The organism is Amycolatopsis panacis, from assembly GCF_003600245.1.
In the GTDB taxonomy this organism is placed as follows: domain Bacteria; phylum Actinomycetota; class Actinomycetes; order Mycobacteriales; family Pseudonocardiaceae; genus Amycolatopsis; species Amycolatopsis sulphurea.
The window spans coordinates 30,570-46,633 of record NZ_QZFV01000072.1 but is presented as its reverse complement, the minus strand read 5'-3'; the positions used below and the strand labels follow the sequence as shown (position 1 = coordinate 46,633).

General features: G+C 68.5%; 10 protein-coding genes. 5 read left to right on the top strand and 5 right to left on the bottom strand.

The genetic code is table 11. From position 1 onward, the window contains the following. The first annotated feature begins 24 nt into the window (after nt 1-24). From istA to D5S19_RS11220, 4 genes are all read left to right on the top strand, one after another. Nucleotides 25-1,317, top strand: a complete 1,293-nt coding sequence (gene istA / locus D5S19_RS11235; RefSeq protein WP_120023299.1) for an IS21 family transposase — start codon at nt 25-27, stop codon at nt 1,315-1,317. A gap of 31 nt (nt 1,318-1,348) precedes the next feature. Then, nucleotides 1,349-2,137 (top strand): IS21-like element helper ATPase IstB, encoded by a 789-nt coding sequence (gene istB, locus D5S19_RS11230; protein ID WP_120023298.1) that lies wholly within the window; start codon nt 1,349-1,351, stop codon nt 2,135-2,137. Further along, nucleotides 2,127-2,498: a hypothetical protein gene (locus tag D5S19_RS11225; RefSeq protein WP_147397371.1), complete on the top strand. Its 372-nt coding sequence runs from the start codon at nt 2,127-2,129 to the stop codon at nt 2,496-2,498. Before istB ends, D5S19_RS11225 begins: the two co-directional genes overlap by 11 nt. A gap of 76 nt (nt 2,499-2,574) precedes the next feature. Continuing rightward, entirely contained in the window at nt 2,575-3,936 is a 1,362-nt protein-coding gene (locus D5S19_RS11220; protein ID WP_120023296.1) for a hypothetical protein, read from the top strand. A 13-nt stretch (nt 3,937-3,949) separates the two neighbouring features. Here D5S19_RS11220 and D5S19_RS11215 read toward each other — a convergent pair whose 3' ends face one another. The 5 genes from D5S19_RS11215 to D5S19_RS11195 all read right to left on the bottom strand — a co-directional run bounded on the left by D5S19_RS11215 (nt 3,950) and on the right by D5S19_RS11195 (nt 14,371). Next, nucleotides 3,950-4,870 carry a hypothetical protein gene (locus tag D5S19_RS11215; protein ID WP_120023295.1) on the bottom strand — a complete coding sequence of 307 codons (921 nt, stop codon included), beginning with the start codon at nt 4,868-4,870 and terminating at the stop codon, nt 3,950-3,952. Nucleotides 4,871-5,159: 289 nt separating this feature from the next. Continuing rightward, nucleotides 5,160-6,197: a DUF2399 domain-containing protein gene (locus D5S19_RS11210; RefSeq protein WP_199730445.1), complete on the bottom strand. Its 1,038-nt coding sequence runs from the start codon at nt 6,195-6,197 to the stop codon at nt 5,160-5,162. Between the two features lie 205 nt (nt 6,198-6,402). Next, nucleotides 6,403-11,316, bottom strand: a complete 4,914-nt coding sequence (locus D5S19_RS11205) for an SbcC/MukB-like Walker B domain-containing protein (protein WP_120023293.1) — start codon at nt 11,314-11,316, stop codon at nt 6,403-6,405. A 59-nt stretch (nt 11,317-11,375) separates the two neighbouring features. After that, nucleotides 11,376-12,671, bottom strand: a complete 1,296-nt coding sequence (locus tag D5S19_RS11200) for a DUF2398 family protein (protein WP_120023292.1) — start codon at nt 12,669-12,671, stop codon at nt 11,376-11,378. Next, on the bottom strand, nt 12,668-14,371 hold the full coding sequence (locus D5S19_RS11195) for a DUF2397 family protein (RefSeq protein ID WP_199730444.1): 1,704 nt from the start codon (nt 14,369-14,371) through the stop codon (nt 12,668-12,670). Before D5S19_RS11195 ends, D5S19_RS11200 begins: the two co-directional genes overlap by 4 nt. A 793-nt stretch (nt 14,372-15,164) precedes the next feature. On the opposite strand from D5S19_RS11195, the gene D5S19_RS11190 reads away from it, so the two are divergent. Then, nucleotides 15,165-15,956: a hypothetical protein gene (locus tag D5S19_RS11190; protein WP_147397370.1), complete on the top strand. Its 792-nt coding sequence runs from the start codon at nt 15,165-15,167 to the stop codon at nt 15,954-15,956. Nucleotides 15,957-16,064: the final 108 nt, after the last annotated feature.

Below are 16,064 nucleotides of genomic sequence, written 5' to 3'. Positions count from 1 at the left end.
CCGTGACCGTGGCCGGAGGCGTGGATGCTCACTCTGGAGGAAGACGTGGAGGCGCAGGCCCTGCGTGCTCAAGGCTGGTCGGTCTCGGCGATCGCCCGGCATCTCGGACGCGACCGCAAGACCATCCGCCGCTACCTGTCCGGTGACGTGGTGCCGGGCAAGCGCCGGCCGGTGGGGCCGGATCCGTTCGAGCCGTTCGTGGCCTACTGCCGGGCCCGGCTGGCCGACGACCCGCATCTGTGGGCGGCGACGCTGCTGGACGAGATCGCCGAGCTCGGGTACCAGGGCGGCTACTCGACGTTCACCCGCGCGCTGCGCCGCTATCAGCTGCGCCCGCACTGCGAGTTTTGCCAGGTGGCCCGCGGCCGGGACGTCGCGGTCATCACTCACCCGCCGGGTGAGGAAACCCAGTGGGACTGGCTGGAGCTGCCGGACCCGCCGGTGAGCTGGGGCGCCGGGAAGCAGGCGCATCTGCTGGTCGGTGCGCTGGCGCACTCGAGCAGGTGGCGCGGGGTCCTGGCCGATGCCGAGGACTTCCCGCACCTGGTCGAGGCCCTCGATGCAGTGGTCCGGCGGCTGGGCGGGGTGACCCAGGTCTGGCGCTTCGACCGGATGGCCACGGTCTGCCACCCGGCCTCCGGCCGGATCACGGCCGCGTTCGCGCAGGTCGCGAAGCACTACGGAGTCCGGTCGGTGACGTGTCCGCCGCGGCGCGGGAACCGCAAGGGCGTAGTCGAGAAGGCCAACCACTCGGCCGCGCAACGCTGGTGGCGCACCCTTGGCGACGACGTCACGATCGCCGAGGCCCAGGCGGGGCTGGACCGGCTCGCGGCCAAGCTCGACAGTCGCCGCCGGGTCCTCGACGGTGAACGCACCACCGTCGCCGGCCTGGCCGCGGCCGAGCGGCTGCACGCCCCGCCGCTGCTCGCGTTCCCAGCCGAGTTCGACCTCGGTCGGATCCTCACGCCGCAGGCGCTGGTGTCCTTCCGCGGCAACGCCTACTCCGTCCCGCCCGGGCTGGGCGGCGCGCAGGTTCAGGTCCACCACCGCGCCCCGGACGGCGCGGGTCGGGTCGTCCGCGACGACGGGCACGTGATCGCGCTCGAACACGCCGCGATGGGCGCGTTCAGCACCGCCCGGCCCTGCACCCACAAGACACGCCGGCCGCCGTCGGCGGCGGCGTTGGCCGAAGCAGCACGACTGCGCGGCCTGCCCGCGACGGGGCCCGCGGCCCACGTCGTGATCGACCTGGCCACCTACGCTGCCACCGCGGCGAAGCTGGGCAGGGCACCCACCTATGAGTCCGAGGAGGACTGATCACTTGTCCGGAAACCGTTCAGGGCCACAGATGAGCGAGGCCCGCCGCTATCAGCAACTCCGTTCGCACTTCTCCTACCTGAAGCTCGACAATGCCGCCGAAGCCCTGCCCCGGATCCTCGATCAGGCGCGCGCGGAGAACCTGTCGATGACCGCTGCGCTGGAGCGGCTGCTGGAGATCGAGGTCAACGCCACCGAAGAACGCCGGCTGGCCGGCCGGTTGCGGTTCGCCTGCCTGCCCGATCCCTGGACCCTGGCCGACTTCGACTTCGCCGCCCAGCCCGGGGTCGACGAGAAACTCATCCGCGACCTGGCCACCCTCCGCTTTCTCGACGACGCCTCCAACGTGTTGTTCGTCGGGCCGCCCGGGGTCGGCAAGACCATGCTGGCCACCGCGCTCGCGCGCGGCACGGCCGAGGCCGGCAACCGGGTCTACTTCACCACCGCCGCCGACCTCGCCGCCCGCTGCCACAAGGCCGCGGTCGAAGGGCGCTGGGCCACCTGCATGCGGTTCTTCGCCGGACCGAAGCTGCTCGTGATCGACGAACTGGGCTATCTGCCGCTACCCGGCGACGGCGCCTCAGCCTTGTTCCAGGTGATCAACCAGCGTTACCTCAAGTCGTCCACGATCCTGACAACGAACGTCGGGATTGCTGACTGGGCAACGGCTTTCGGGGACGCGACTGTCGCGGCGGCGATGCTGGACCGGTTGCTGCACCGGGCGACCGTGGTCGGCATCGACGGCCCGTCTTTTCGGCTGCGGTCGCATCAGTCCACATCGGACAAGCTGCGGAAGGCGGTGAACGCGCATGTCTCTTGACCCGCGCTCCGGACTACAACGCGACCCGCAAGACCTGCCCGATCTGCTGGGAACCGTTCGTCGCGACCGGCCGGCAGGCCAAGACCCGGCTCTACTGCTCGCGCCAGTGCAAACGCACCGCGGCGCCCGCCGGGAGGTCGAACGCACCACACCCGCGCCCAGCACCGCCAGGTCCTTCGGGACACCGCCTCCGGCGGCGACGCCGGCGCCTGCGGCGCCGCTGCCGCACATCGCAGCCCAGCGCGACTGCCCGCACTGCGGCGGCCCGGTCACCATCGTCGCGCTGCTCACCACACCCGAAGCCGCCCGCCCGCAGATGCCCGTCGCGGCACCCGACGGAGTGATCCCGCTCCGCCGCTGACACCGGCTACGCTGCACTCCTCAGCTGGCCCATTTCAGAGAGCATGGCTGGCCCATCTCGGAGAGCGCCATCAAGCATGCTGAACGCCACCCTGAACGCCAAGCAGCTGGCAGTCCTGAACTGGGTGAGCGGGGGTTGCGCGGACGGGATCTACGAGGGAACGGCGCATCGGGTAGTCGCTCGCGCACTGCATAACCGTGGGCTGATCGTGGTGAAGGGCAACGGACCATCGTGGGTGGCGCGCATGACCGATGAAGGCGCGAGGTATCTCGAACGCGCCCAGCAACCGATTCCTGACGAACAGGCCGGGGATCCACCCCCGTCGAGTAGCCGTGCCCCGAAGAAGCGGAAGCAGGGGGCGGTTGACCAGTTGATGACCTCGCTCACCGACGCGCCGGACCACCGCATCGTCGTGCCGCACAGCGAGGCTGGCAAGTACCGGCGGCTTGCTGGGATGGCGAAGAGCCTCGGCCGAGTCCCAGACAAGTTCTACATATCCTTCGGACACGTCCGGGAACCAGGCGGCTTCATGGTGACGCTGACTCTGGAGCCAGTGCCTGACTGGCAGACCAGGGCACTCGACCGGTTGTCCGTCGCGCGCGAGTTGTCGGACCCAAGTGATCTCGTTCGCGCGCTGATGGACAGCGAGACATTTCCGGTTACTGGTGAGCCGCGCGATCGTGCTTTCCGTTTGTTGGAGGCGTTGGTGCTTGGTGCGCGAGAAGCGGGAATGACCGTGGAGATCGGGAACCAGCCTCATGGCAGGTATGGTTCGGTCGATCGCGCGCAGGACGAGGTCACGTTCTGTATCGGCCAGGACAGATTCCAACTTCGCTTCACCCAGGCCACTCTGCAACGTCCGCACGAGCCGACAGAGCGAGAGCTCGCGAGAGCACGTCGTGGCTACCTGTTTCCGGACTTCGACGAGGTCCCGGACGAGCACTTCGACATTGTTCTGGACGGGCCTGGTGTGCAGTTCTGGGCAAGTAAGTGGAAGGACACCGATGACCACCGCTTGGAGGATGATCTCGCGCAGGTGCTGGAAGAGATTCGTCTCCGTCACGGGTATCTGACCGACCTGCGCGCGAGGCAGCAGGAGCAAGAGCGGCGGGCTCAGCAAGCACGTGTTGAGGGTCAGAAGCGGCTGGAAGCCGCGCGGGAACGCGCGGCAGCGGCCTATCGGGAACACATGATTGACGAAGACGCCCGCGATCAGGCTCAACGGTGGCGCGAGGCGAACCAGATGCGTGCCTACGCGGCAGAGGTAAAGCGTCGCGCCGCGGCGCTAGACGAGGCCGACCGGGAGCGGGCCTGCTCGTGGGCGGAGCGGATCGCGGCGGTCGCTGACAGCCTCGACCCATTTCCCGATGAAGCCTATGCGCCGCGCGTCATCGCGAGGCCATCGGAAAGCGACCTGGAGAGGTTCATCAAATATTGAGTCGCGGGCCCTCTCATCCCCACCAGCGGCGGCGAGGCACCTCGATATACCGAACGGGAATCTCCGACTCCTTCAGTGGGCGATCGACCACCGGGCGATAGTTCGCCGGGGTAATGCGCTCTTCCTCGTGCACGCTCGCGATCACGTCAGCGAAGATGCTGTGCCCGTTTCCGCGTAATTGGTCCACCAAGCGCGTTACGAGTAGGTCCAAGCGTCGCACCTCGGCTTCCGCCGCGGCCAGGCGCTCTTGCAGGGTGACCGCACGATTACCGCACCAGCTGCGCAGCAGTTCGTGTAGCGGACGGCCGCGTTCCAGGTACCACTTGTACTCCCACTCCGGATCCGAGGTCCGGTTCTCGCCTCGATGATCGGTGTAGGTGTGGCCGCGCATGGTTTTCTCGCGGTACTCCTGCTCGTCAGCGACCACCAGGTCCAGCACGGGCATCGGGGTGACGTGGCAAGCGAGTTCAGCGATGAGGAGAGTTCCTTCCGGGGATACGATCGAATGACCATCGTCGTCGGTGAAGGACTCGACTCGGTCGACAAGCTCAGCAACCGGGATGCCGATCAGCGGTTCGAGCTTCGCCGGATCGATGATGCGAGTCGTATTCGGGGACCACTGCAGTTCCGCCACCTCGTCGGGGATCAGTGCGTCGAAGACCAACTCCGCTGCGGCCTCCTCGGCGTCGGTCATTTCGAACGCGGAGACCCGCGCCCAGTTCGCCATCCTCTCGTCGTAGCGCTCAACATCGGACCAGGCGCCGCGCAGGCGCCTCTCCGGAACATTCTCCCGCGTCCCGATGGCCTCGCCATCGAGGAACTCGATCTCGTATCGAGGGTTCCGTTTGCTGGTGTCGATCGCGACAACGCGCACGCGCCGTGACGGGTCGTCGTCGCGTTGCCGGTAGATCTGCTCGTCACCGATCTCGATCATCGTCCGTTGACCTCGTCGATCTTGATGAGAATGAACGACCCGGAGGTCACGAACTGACGATACCGACAGGGGAACCTGGTCGCGGCCGAAGATCGGCTGTCAAACAATGCCTCCGCCGCCGACCAAGCCGTCGCCGCGGCAAACCAAGTCTCTCATGCTGGTCACCGGCGATGCGATCCCGGCGCGAGCCTCGACGATGCCCCGGTCTGTGGGTGGAACGGGTGGAACCGAGTTCGATTCGCCACGAACGGGTGACGGAGGCGTTCGCGCGCGCAGGACATTTCGCCGTTCAGTCGGGAGCACGGGCTGCGTCCGGCTTGGGGATCGTCGCCATGGGTTGATCAGATCCGAAGAGGACCTCCAGCGCGGCGTCGTGTTCCTGATACACGACGCGTCCGGAGGAGGCGATGGCGTCGCGCAGTTCGGGGTCGATCCACTCGGGAGGGTCTCCAAATGCGACGGCGGACGGCGCCGGCCCCGCACGGCGGACGACATCGGGCGACATGGCGATCAAGGTCGCCCCGTAGATCGCGGCGACCTGGCCGGCGATGCGCAGGCCAGGGCCATCAAGGTCGCCGGCGTAGCGGAGGTCGACGCCGTGGTCGACGGCGAGTTGTAGCAGGGCGTGGTCGACGCTGCCCAGGTGACCGCTAGTGCACGCGAGGGCGATCGGGCTTCCACAGCGCATCGCGGCTTCCAGGACTGAAGGGTTCTCGACGACGGTGAGCACCTGGGGAGCCAGCGCGGGTGGGTGAACGGTCAGGTCCAGCAGGGTGACTGGCACCGGAGTGGTCGCGTCCCGCAGTCGGCGGTCGACCGGGCCGTCGCCTGTCACCTGGACCTGGTGCAGCAGAACCGTGGCCGACAGCCGGTCTGCGAGGATGCCGACCTTGGTCAGCATGGCGCGGATCAGGTCGGGGCGTGTCGGTTCGGGCGTGCCGCTGCGCTCAGCGACCGCGCTCACCAGTCGTGCGCCGGCAAGGCGGTCGAGGTCGAAGTAGTGCGGGTCGCCGGCGTGGTCGTGGGACAGCTTGGCGAGGCTGGTCGGTGGATCGAAGGGCAGCCTGGACACGATTTCCGCAAGACCGTCAACAAGAGTTAGTACGGACTCCTCGTTGTCCGTCCCGGCCGCGCGCATTCGCGCCACCAGAGCTGGCAGGGTGGGCAGCTTTGCCTCGACGTCCGCCCACAGGTCGCGCCGCTGCGCGAGGGCTTCCCTTCGTTGGGCCGCCAAGTTGACCACGGGCCGGCCTACCGCCAGTTCCACCAAGGGGATGAGGTCGTCAGCTGGTATGCCGAGGACGTCCAGAACCTGGCGGATGGGCACTACCGTGACTGCACCGCGACTCTCCACCGCCGAACGGTCGCGGCGACGGCGTGCGGTGGTGTCCAACCACGACCTGAGCACGGCGATCCCGTTGGGGGACAAGCCCTCGACACGAATTGCCGAGATGGTTGCCGGTTGGGCGCCGGAGCACAACCTTCGGTGCACTGCTACCCAAAGCGGTGCGAGGTCCGGATCGCGCGCGAGCTCATCCCGTCGCGTCGGCATTAACCTCACCTCCGCCCGTGGGCAGGTCGAGCGTCAGAACTTCCGGCTCACCGCGTCCCTCCCACAACCACGGCACCGTCACCCGGCGCTTGCCCGCGGTGACGAGCTGGTGGACCACGACTCGGCCGGTTTCCTTCTTGATCATCGGGGTGATGAACGGGGCGGTGGCCAGCACGTCGAAGTCCCAGGAGCGAAGAAGTGCGAGCACCTGCCTGAGGTTGGGTTCGTCGAAGGCGGCGTCGATCTCGTCGATCGAGACCCAACGCGGTCCTCGATAGTCCGGGCCCGAGTACATCGACCACGCTGCTGCGAGCAGGGGGAGCATCGTGGCCAGCCGCCGCTCGCCGGTGGACAGCGACTCCAGCGGGTTGGAGCGCGCCGTGACCTCGCGGAACTTCCCTTCGTTCTGGTCGGCGAAGGAGGAGTGGGTTACTGAGATCGTCCAGTCGTGCCATGAGCGGTAGTCGAAGGTGTGCGCGACACGGTCCTTCCACGAATCGCCGGCTCGCTCGTTCATCCGCTGACGCAGCACGGTGTACATGTCCTCGAAGATCTCGTCGGACTGCGGCTGCGAGATCAACTCGACCATGCGTCGGGCGTCATCGTCCTCCCGGACAGTCCACTCGACTTGAACGCCGACATTCGCCACCCCGGTGCGCACCCCGGCTAGAGTCCTGCGAATCTGACGAACCAGCTCCTGGGCAGCTTCCCGGCGAACCAGGATGTCCCGCCGCAGTTGGGTGAACAGGCCCGTTTTCAGCGTGCGTTTCACGTCATCGCGCAGGTCGTCCTCCAGCTGCGCCGCCGTCGCGGTCAACTTCTCGACTGCGGTAGGCAGGTCCTCGCCCCTGCTCGCGCCGGGATCGGCGACCACCGCACGGCGCCACTCGGTCCCCTCGACGCTCGCCAGCACGACTTGGCGGTCGAACCGCGCCAGCGCGGTGCTGGTCGTGCGCGCGCTGGACTCCACCTGGGAGAGCGCGCGGGCGCGTGCCTGCCGGAGTGTCTCCAGCCGGTCCGTGCCGCCCGTGTGGTGAGACAGCAGTCGCCGGGCCCAGGTCAGCGCGGCCGTGAGGTGGGCGGGCTTGCCTGTTCCGTCGCTGAGCTCGTCCGGCATGGACGCGAACCGCTCCTCCACGAGCCGGCCGATCTGCCGCAAGCACGCGTCACGGCGTTGTTCCGCCGCCTCGCGTTGAGGGGCGATTCCGTCGAGAGTTGCCTGCGCGGCTGCGGCGGCGTTGCCGGCCAGCTGACCGCGATCCAGCACCTCACCGTGCTCCTTCTTCGCGCGGTTGAGCTCGTCGACGATCAGCCCCCTTGCCGACGTGAGTTGTTGGTACTCGGCGCCGTACAGTTCGCGCGCCTCAGCGACGGCGGAGGCTTCGCGGATCGCCTTGAGCTTGGCAGCGTCCGCCTCCGCCTGCGCCCTGGCGGCAACCGCGGCGCGGTTGCGGGCCAAGGCGGCGGCGGTGCGGGCCTGGCGGGCCAGTTCGGTGGCTCTGGTGGCGGCGTGTTTCCACAGCTCGACCCGGTGCTCGAGATGAGTGGCGGTGGCACGGTGGGCCTGGAGGAGCGTCCGTTCCGTGGGCAGCAATCGCCCATCTGGCAGTGTTGCTGCTTGGTTCAGCCGGCGCAGTGCCTCGCGTACCGCCACCCCCGCTTGCCGATGCCGTTCGGCGGTGTCGAGCACCTGCTCGGCGGCACGGCGCAGTACGCCCTCGTCGCGGTCCTCGGCGAGTTGGGCGCGCCGCACATGACCAAGGTCGGGGAACGAGACGCGTTCGGCATCAGCCTCGCGCTGCGCTTCAGTGGCCTTGCTCAGCGCGTCAGCAGCCTGGATCGCTGCCAGCCGGCGTTGTTCTGCTGTCCGGGTCGCCTCATCCGTTCGGCGGCCGGCCTGACTGGCTACGTCCTCGGCGTGGGCCAGTCCCTGTTCTGCAGCGGCAACTCCAGAGGTCCGATGTGCCGCCGCTGCAGCCAGCAGGGCGAGCACTTCGTCGCGTTCACGTTCCGCCGCAGCGGTGCGTTCCGCTGCTCGGTGCCGCGACTGCTCGGCGTCGGCCCGCAATCGCGCCGCGTCCACGCGGGCATCGACGAGTTCGGTGTGATCAGGGAAGGAGTCGCGCTCCGCCGCGGCCGCGCGCACATCGGACTCCCGCATCGAGACCTCGGACAAGGCAGCGTCGACGGCGGACGTTGCGCGAGCCAGTTCGGCTTCCAGTTCGGCGACGAGCCTCAGCCGGTGGCGCTCGCGGGTGGTGCGGCCGATGAACTCCGCTCGGTACCCCTCCGGCGCGGCCGCGGTGAGTGGGCCGGTCGCGAGCTGCCCGTGCTCGGCGGTGCGGGGCGCCGGTACTGACCGCAGCAACGCGCCCACGCGGTCTGCGGGAACGACCGGGGAGGGCTCTGGGCGCAGCAGGTCTGCGAGGGTGCTGCCCGGGACCGGCGTGTCGGCGGTGATGACCAGGTCACCGGCCAGCGCCGTGCCGTCCGGCGTCACCAACGCGTCCAGCACGCCGGAGACGAGAAGGGCACCCTCCACCAGATCCGCCTGGTCAGGTGATAGACCCTCGGCGAAATCGACCAAGGCCCACAGTGGCACACCATGGTCTGGGCGGCGGTCACGCCAGGGTGGCGCTGTCGGCACCGGCGCCGCGCGGCGGGCGTCGAGCAGCTTGTCCTCGACCGCGTCCGCCGCGGCCCGTGCGGCAGTCAACGTCCGCCGGGACTCGTTCAGGAGCAGCTCCAGGTCGACCTTGGCCTGGGCATGCGCCTGTTCTACAGCCAGGCGAACTGCGCCAGGGTCTACATCCTCGGCGGGGTCGGGCAACGCAACGGTGGTCAGGAACCGGTTGGCGGCGCGCCACCGGTGGGTTTCCGATACCCAGCTGATCGCGGTCCGGTCGGCTTTCGTGGCGGCGTCGATGGCGGCGCGCTCGGCGGCATCGAGCTGGTTTCGAGCGGCGCTGATCTCTCTGGTGCAGGTCTCCTCCGCCGCGGCGTGTCGGCGTTGGTCCTCGGCTTCCTCGGTGAGCGCCGCTGCACGCACCTCTGCCAAGGCCGCGGCGACCTTCGCAGCCTCCGCCTCCGCCTTCTGCTGCTCTTTGCTCACGTTTTCGCGTGCCCGCTCGGCCTGGCCTTGAAGAGCCGTGGCGGTGTCGGCGGCACGGTGATGCCCCGCCACGTCGATCCGGCCGCGCACCAAGTCCGCCGCCGCTGACACCCACCCTTCGATCAGGTCCGGCTCCAGGCGTTCGTCTTCCGAGTCGCGGGAGTCGACCAGTTCGGCGGGTAGTTCGTCGAAGTGCCGGGCTTGTGCCGTCCACCGGCTGATCCGCTCGGCCAGGTCTGCCTCGGCCTCCTGGCGTGTGCGGGTGGTGTTCTCCGCTTGCTGCCGCGCCTCGTTTTCGGCTCGTTCGCGGCGACGCAGCTCGTCCGCAGCCGAGCGCTCGTCGCGCTGGGCGTCGGCATGCACGTGCAGCGCCTCCGCAACGAGATCGACCTGCGCGGCCCGGGAAGCCACCCACGCCAGCGGAGTCGCACACGTCTGCTGAAGGTCGAGGGAAGGAGTATCGCGGTCGCCGGACGCGGTGAGCGGCCCCGTGGCCTCGACGATCCGCTCGAGTGCGGCGTCGGCGCCCACCTCGCGGGACGCGTCACGCAACTCGCCCAGCAACTGCGTGAGGTGCTCCTTACTTTCCTCGGCGCTCACCTCGGCCTCGGCGGACTGTTCTGCCGCAGTGTGTGCGTCGGCCTCGGCCTCGCCGGCCCGACCTTCAGCTTGCTCGGCATCCTGCGCGAGTTCCGCCGCTCGCTGCTCCCGCTGTGGCAGTTCGGCACCCGCGTGACCCCGCAACACGACGTCAGCGGCGTCCCTGCGGCCTTCGAGCACGGAGATCTCGGCGTTCAGCGCTCTGAGTCGCTCGGCGGCCTCGTCCTGTTCCCGCCGAGCGGCCTCAAGCTTCTCGGTTGCGTCCCGCGTCCGGCGAGCCTGAGCGTCGAACTCCGTGTTGGCGGCAGTAAGCTGCGCCGCCTCCACCTCGACCAACGCCGAAACGTAACGGTGGTAGCGCTTGTCGACGGTGGCGAGCTGCTTGGCCTCGTCGCGCATGTCCGCCAATTGCGTCTCCAGCTCCGAGATGCGCTCCATAGCTTCACCGATGACGGTCAGGCGGTCTGGATCCAGCGCGGGCAGGGCCTCGGTGAGCACCGCACGCATCTGCGCCGGCGGGATGGCCTCGGCGGTGCGCAGGCTCCGCAGGCTGCGCAGCACACCCATCAGCGCCTCGAACTGAACCTCATCCAACGGTGCGAACAGGCGCTGGCGCACCGCGTTCCGGTAACCGGGCTCATCGCCGACCGCCGCCAGATGCCCGGCGGCCTTCGACCTCAGCGGGGCCGCTGAGGTGAACAGCTCACCGCCAGCCGCGGCGAGCTGGCTGGCCAGATCGTCGATGCGCACGGGATCTCCTGCCCGCGTCAGCACGAGCTGGTCACCAATCCGACCGGGTGTCAGGAAGAAGGCGCGCTGAAGGTTTCCGCCGACCGAACGCAGCCACAACCCGGTGGTCAAGTAGGACGTCGATCCGCTCGCCGCGTCTCGCATCCCGTACTCGACCCACCACGTGCCGGTGCGGTCCTCGCGTTCGTTGCGGTCGGTGTGCCTGCTGGTCAGCGTGCCCGCAGCCTTACCTGTCACCGAGAGGGCGGTCTGCGAGGTGTCGGCGTCCAGGAGAAGCGTGACCAGCATGGATGCCGTCAACGACTTGCCCGATCCGTTGGGGCCGGTCAAGGTCATCCAGCCGTCGGCGAACATCAGGACCTCGTCGGACCAGGCCCAAGAGTTGACTGCGCCGGCGCGGGTGGGCTGCCAGCGGCCGTCAGCCTCCGGCACCCCCACGGAGGGTAGGTCGCGAACCGCTCCCCACCGCGCTGCTGGGTGTTCCACGCTGTTCATGGGGCGACGTCCTTTCCACCGTTCGACGTGGTGCCGGTCACCGGAGCGCTGTGCCGGACCGCGACCCGCCAGAAGTGGACACCGGGTGTGGGTTGCCAGACATCCGGCCCCCTCCGCGCCAACAGCCCGACGGCGACGAGTTCCGCAGCCGCAGCCCTGGCCAGTGCAGGCAGCCGATGGTCGTAGGCCGCGGCCCAGCGCGGCACCCTCGTCCGCACCTGCGCGAACAGCTCGACGACCTCGGAGAGGTGCAGCTCACCCCGTGGGTCGGGCCGCTGGGTCACCGCGTCCAGCAGCGCGAGCGCTGCCTGCCGCTCGTTTCGCCTCCCGTTCGGGAAGTCGATCAGCGTGCCGATGCCACTGGCGTCGGTGACCTCCCACCAGTCGCGCCGTGCAGTCGTGGTGAACCCCAGGGACGCGATGACCTCCAGAGCGCGATCACGACCGGCCGGCGTGTGCAGGTAGGGCATCGCAGCGCGGTCATCCAGCGGGTCGCTGGCAGGGTCGTCAACCAGGCGGCGGACGGCTCGCAGTCGGCGTTCGTCCACGCTCGGTTCGCCCGCGTTCAGCTCCTCTACCAGCCCGGTCTCATCGCCCAATGCAGCCGACGACAGGACGCGCGACGACAGGGCCTCGGCGTGCCGGGCAGCCGGCAGGTCCGCCAACCCGAGGAGTGCGGGGGACAGCGACGAGAACTTCTGCGCCAACCGCTCCCGCGAGGCACTGACGACCAGGTCGTTCTCATCCTCGCTGATCGCGCGATCAAGATCGGCGTCAACGGTGATCGACCCCTCGTCCACCAAGAGCTTGAGCGCGTCGACGAGGTTGGTCCGACTCGTTCGCGCATCCTTCTTGCCCGTGCCATCCGATGCAACGATCTTGAATTGAGGCAGCTGATCTGCCAGGGCCTCGGCGGCGCACACCTGGGCGATGGCCTGCATCAGCTCCCGGAGGCTCATCCTCGGCCGACGCCAAAGCTGCTCGCACACGAGCGCGACCAGCGCCAGGATCTCCTTCGACACCAGATGAACGGGGCGACCTTCCCGACGCAGCCACGGACCCCGATCAGTCGGCACGTCGCTGCGGCGCTTGTGCAGGCGGACCAGCTCGGCTGACTCCACGACCTCCACCACCCAGCCGAGTTCCACCCGGAAGAAGTCGGTTAGTTCCCGACGTCCCTGAACCGCGGCCCGGTACAGCTCCACATCCAGCTCGGCCCGGATGCGGCCGGTGGCGATCAGCTTGCGGGCGGGCTCCCGCAGCTCCGGGGCCAGAGAGCGGCCGCCGCTCACGCCGCCCCGCCCTGCTGCGCCGTGTCCGCGTCGATCTCGACGTCGGCGGAGCGCAGCACGCTCACCCGGATGTCAGGAGCGGTCAGCACCCCGTCTCCGAACCGCACCCGCACCACCCTTCCCATGACGCCTAGCCTGACCATGACCTGGAGGCTCGCCCCGTCCGCGTAGGCCCGTCCCAGCCCGCTGACCGGGTCGAGCTGGGCCAGCGCGACCTCGACAGCGCGCACCAGCACGTCGGCCGCATCCGTTGGCAGCCCGGCGAAGTGGTCCAGCGCGACCTCACCATCGGTCTCCAGCAGGGCGGTGAGCCGTCGGCGTTTCCTCGCCTGCGCCGCCGCGTCGATCAACGCGGCCTCGCGGTCCCTGCTCGTGTCAGCCACTTTGCGGGGACGTCCGCTGGGCGGCCCGTGCCGCTCGTGCTCCCGCAGCGTCACCTCGACATGGTGTCTGGAGCGGCTGCCCGCCGCCGACGTGCCATGCGCTACATCTTCCTCGGCGGCCTTCGTTACGGCATGCCATGCTGGCCAGTCCCCAAACGCGGCGGCGTACACCCGCCGTGCGGCGGTGTCGGTCGACTGAGCGTGCAGACTCCGTGCAAGTAGCCGGAAGTCGTGCCCCAGGTCTGAACCCCTGCGCCGAGCGGTGTAGCGACGGTCGATCGCCACGAGCAGCGTGTGCACCGCTCCCGTCGCTGAAGCGATCAGGCGGTGCACTGTGCCGTCAGGCTGGAACCACGCCTCCAGATCGGTCAGCCGCCGCACCCTGTCCTCCAGCCAGCTCTGCTGGTCTGCGGCGTCGATCAAGCCCGCGTGAACGACCGCTGCCTCCACCAAAGCGTGGTGGCCCGCTGCTCGAACATCCGCCAGAGCCGCCTCCACCCGTTGCAACGCCCGCTCGTACTCGCGGGGAAACTGGCGCAACGCCTCAACGACCCGGTCCCGGTTGTCCCCGAACACATCGTCATCGGTGACGTCGGACTGCACCATCTGTGCGAGCGCAGCGTAGAAGTCAGCCGTCACCTTCTGCAGTTCGTCCAGCCGCGTTCGTACATCGTCCAGATCAACCGGCAACAAGCCCGGATCGCTTCCAGCGTGCGCGAGCAGCCCGCGAATCGTGCTCTCGACACCGTCGAGAAGTCTGCTGGGCAGTTGCAACGCGCGCCGCGCATCGACCACGGCGAGGCGGACCGCCGCGACAATAGCCCGGCCCTTGCGAGTAAGTGCCCACGACTCTTGCCGAACGATCACGCCCTGAAAACTCCGGACCGGTGCCGCATAATCGCGAAAAGGCTCCGTGAACCCCCACTTCGCGAGTTGGTCGAGCGCCGAACGCAGCTCAACCTCCGGCAGCGGATCGTGGTAGCCAACCGCCTTCGCCTGCTCGGCGATTTCGATCAGGGTGGACATCGGGCCGCGAGTGGACAACTCCTCCAACGCGGCCAGCAGCGCCGTGTACCGCTCGCGCACAAGATCCTCGGGCAAGGCGAAAACCGACCAGTCGCTTGCCTCGACCTCCTGCCACCATCGCCGAGGCTCTCGCACCGCTCTCCTCTTGGCCACTCCAGCCCGTCGAATGCGCAACCATGCAACCACGTTCACGTTTGTCTGACATGCGCTCATCGGGTGTAATCCAGCATCGGTTCCGCCACTCGCCGTCGTCATCCGGAACAGCAGGCATCCCGGCGCAGGCACGATCACCTTCCCTCCACCCGGCGTAGGCGGCATTCTCGTTCGATGCCCGCGACGGTCTCACCCCCACAGCAGGTCGCCACTATCGCCGAGATCGGCACACACACGCTGGTCACATCGCTGGCGACCGAGGCCGCGCTTCGCTCGACCGCGGCGAGTGGTCGGCCTTCCTCGCCGGAGCCACCGACGGCGAGTTCGACTTCACCGATGTGCCCGACGCCTGAACAGGACCGAGGAAGGCAACGCGGTGCCGCTGCGCCAGCGGCCCAGCGGCACCATGGTTGACCTCGTGCTCGACAACGCCTGCGTTCCTGGCGGTGGCCCACGGTGGATCACCCTTCAGCCGTGGTCCTACTTCTGCCACTGCTGCGACAACGGCGGAGGCGGCGACTTCGCCGCTGCCAGGCTTGATCCACGCCCGCCTCGGGCGACGCCGGATCGTCTGCCAGCCCTACGAATGGCACCACGGCTTCCAGGACCGGAGCCCGGTTTGCAGCAGCGAGTCCAAGCCGCTGCCCGCCATCACATCAGCGGCCCCGGCGCGGCCATGACCTGGGACATCCAGCGACAGAAACTCCAGGTCGTGTGCGCACCTCAGATCAACTTGCGCGACACCTGACGAGCCGCCGAGATCTCCGCAAGCTCCACAGCCCGATGGCGCAGTCTGGATCGTGATCGCTGGAGCGGATCGCCACCGGGCCGACAATGGACGCACGTAGGTGGCCAAGCTTGATCGGTGATGCACGTCGTCGCGGTCCGCCAGCACGGTGCCCTGCTGGGGTCGCCGAGGCAGGATAGGGCCATGAGTGGCGAGGTTCTGCGTGACGGTTGGTGCGGCGAGCCTGTTGCGTGGGCAAAAGTCGGTGATCCCGTTATCGGGCGGGAGTGGACTCAGCATGGCTCGGTGGCCGTGACTGCCCGGTTGTCCCCGTTTGAGGCGGTTGGCAAGTACGGTCCCATTACTGAGCTGGTGGTTGGCCGCAACGGCGGTTTCGAGTCCGTCACCTACGGTAAGACCAAATTCGTCTCCCGGTTCGTGGACCCGCGAGGCACGGGTTTGTATGACGACACCGTTGTCGTCGTGCACGACCCTGCCCGGGACGATTACGAGTGCCCGGTCTGCCAGGCCGCGCCCGGCGAGCAGTGTGTGAACAAGAAGAAGCAGCCGTGCGGAACGCACAGCAAGCGGTCTCAGGGGCGCTCGCGATGGGAGATCGAGCGGGCTGATGCGGCGGCCCGAAAGGCGCGCGAGGAAGCGGACGCTGCGCAACAGTGGCAGCGCGAGATGGCCACGCCGCCGACTCTCGGCGCGGTGCTGGAAGTCAAGCGTTGGATGCTTGCTGATGACACTGCGTCCGATGGTGTCGACCGCTACACCGTCGAGCGCACCTACGCCAACCGAACGGTCCAGGCCACTGAGAGCAGCGGGGAACGAGTGTTCCTGGCTCGCAACGAGTACACCGGCGGTTGGCACGTCATCTGCGGCCAGCCGACGTCTATGCGCCTGCCATGCCGGGGCGGCGGTGCTGGCGTGCGGTGCAGGGTGCGACACAAGCCAGGGTTGCACCTACGCGAGGACTCGCCGTGGACCTGAAGCGATAAGCATGCCACACGAATTGGTGCCTGAACTCCGTCCGATCTCACCTGCGAATGCGCAGGTCAGCGACTCGGCGGACCGTCTTGGCCATGATCCGTGAGCAAA

Excerpts from the sequence above, each read along its gene's own strand:
- D5S19_RS11190 (WP_147397370.1), top strand. The coding sequence starts at position 15,165 with ATGAGTGGCGAGGTTCTGCGTGACGGTTGGTGCGGCGAGCCTGTTGCG.
- D5S19_RS11225 (WP_147397371.1), top strand. The coding sequence starts at position 2,127 with ATGTCTCTTGACCCGCGCTCCGGACTACAACGCGACCCGCAAGACCTG.
- istB (WP_120023298.1), top strand. The coding sequence starts at position 1,349 with ATGAGCGAGGCCCGCCGCTATCAGCAACTCCGTTCGCACTTCTCCTAC.
- D5S19_RS11220 (WP_120023296.1), top strand. The coding sequence starts at position 2,575 with ATGCTGAACGCCACCCTGAACGCCAAGCAGCTGGCAGTCCTGAACTGG.
- istA (WP_120023299.1), top strand. The coding sequence starts at position 25 with ATGCTCACTCTGGAGGAAGACGTGGAGGCGCAGGCCCTGCGTGCTCAA.
- D5S19_RS11215 (WP_120023295.1), bottom strand. The coding sequence starts at position 4,870 with ATGATCGAGATCGGTGACGAGCAGATCTACCGGCAACGCGACGACGAC.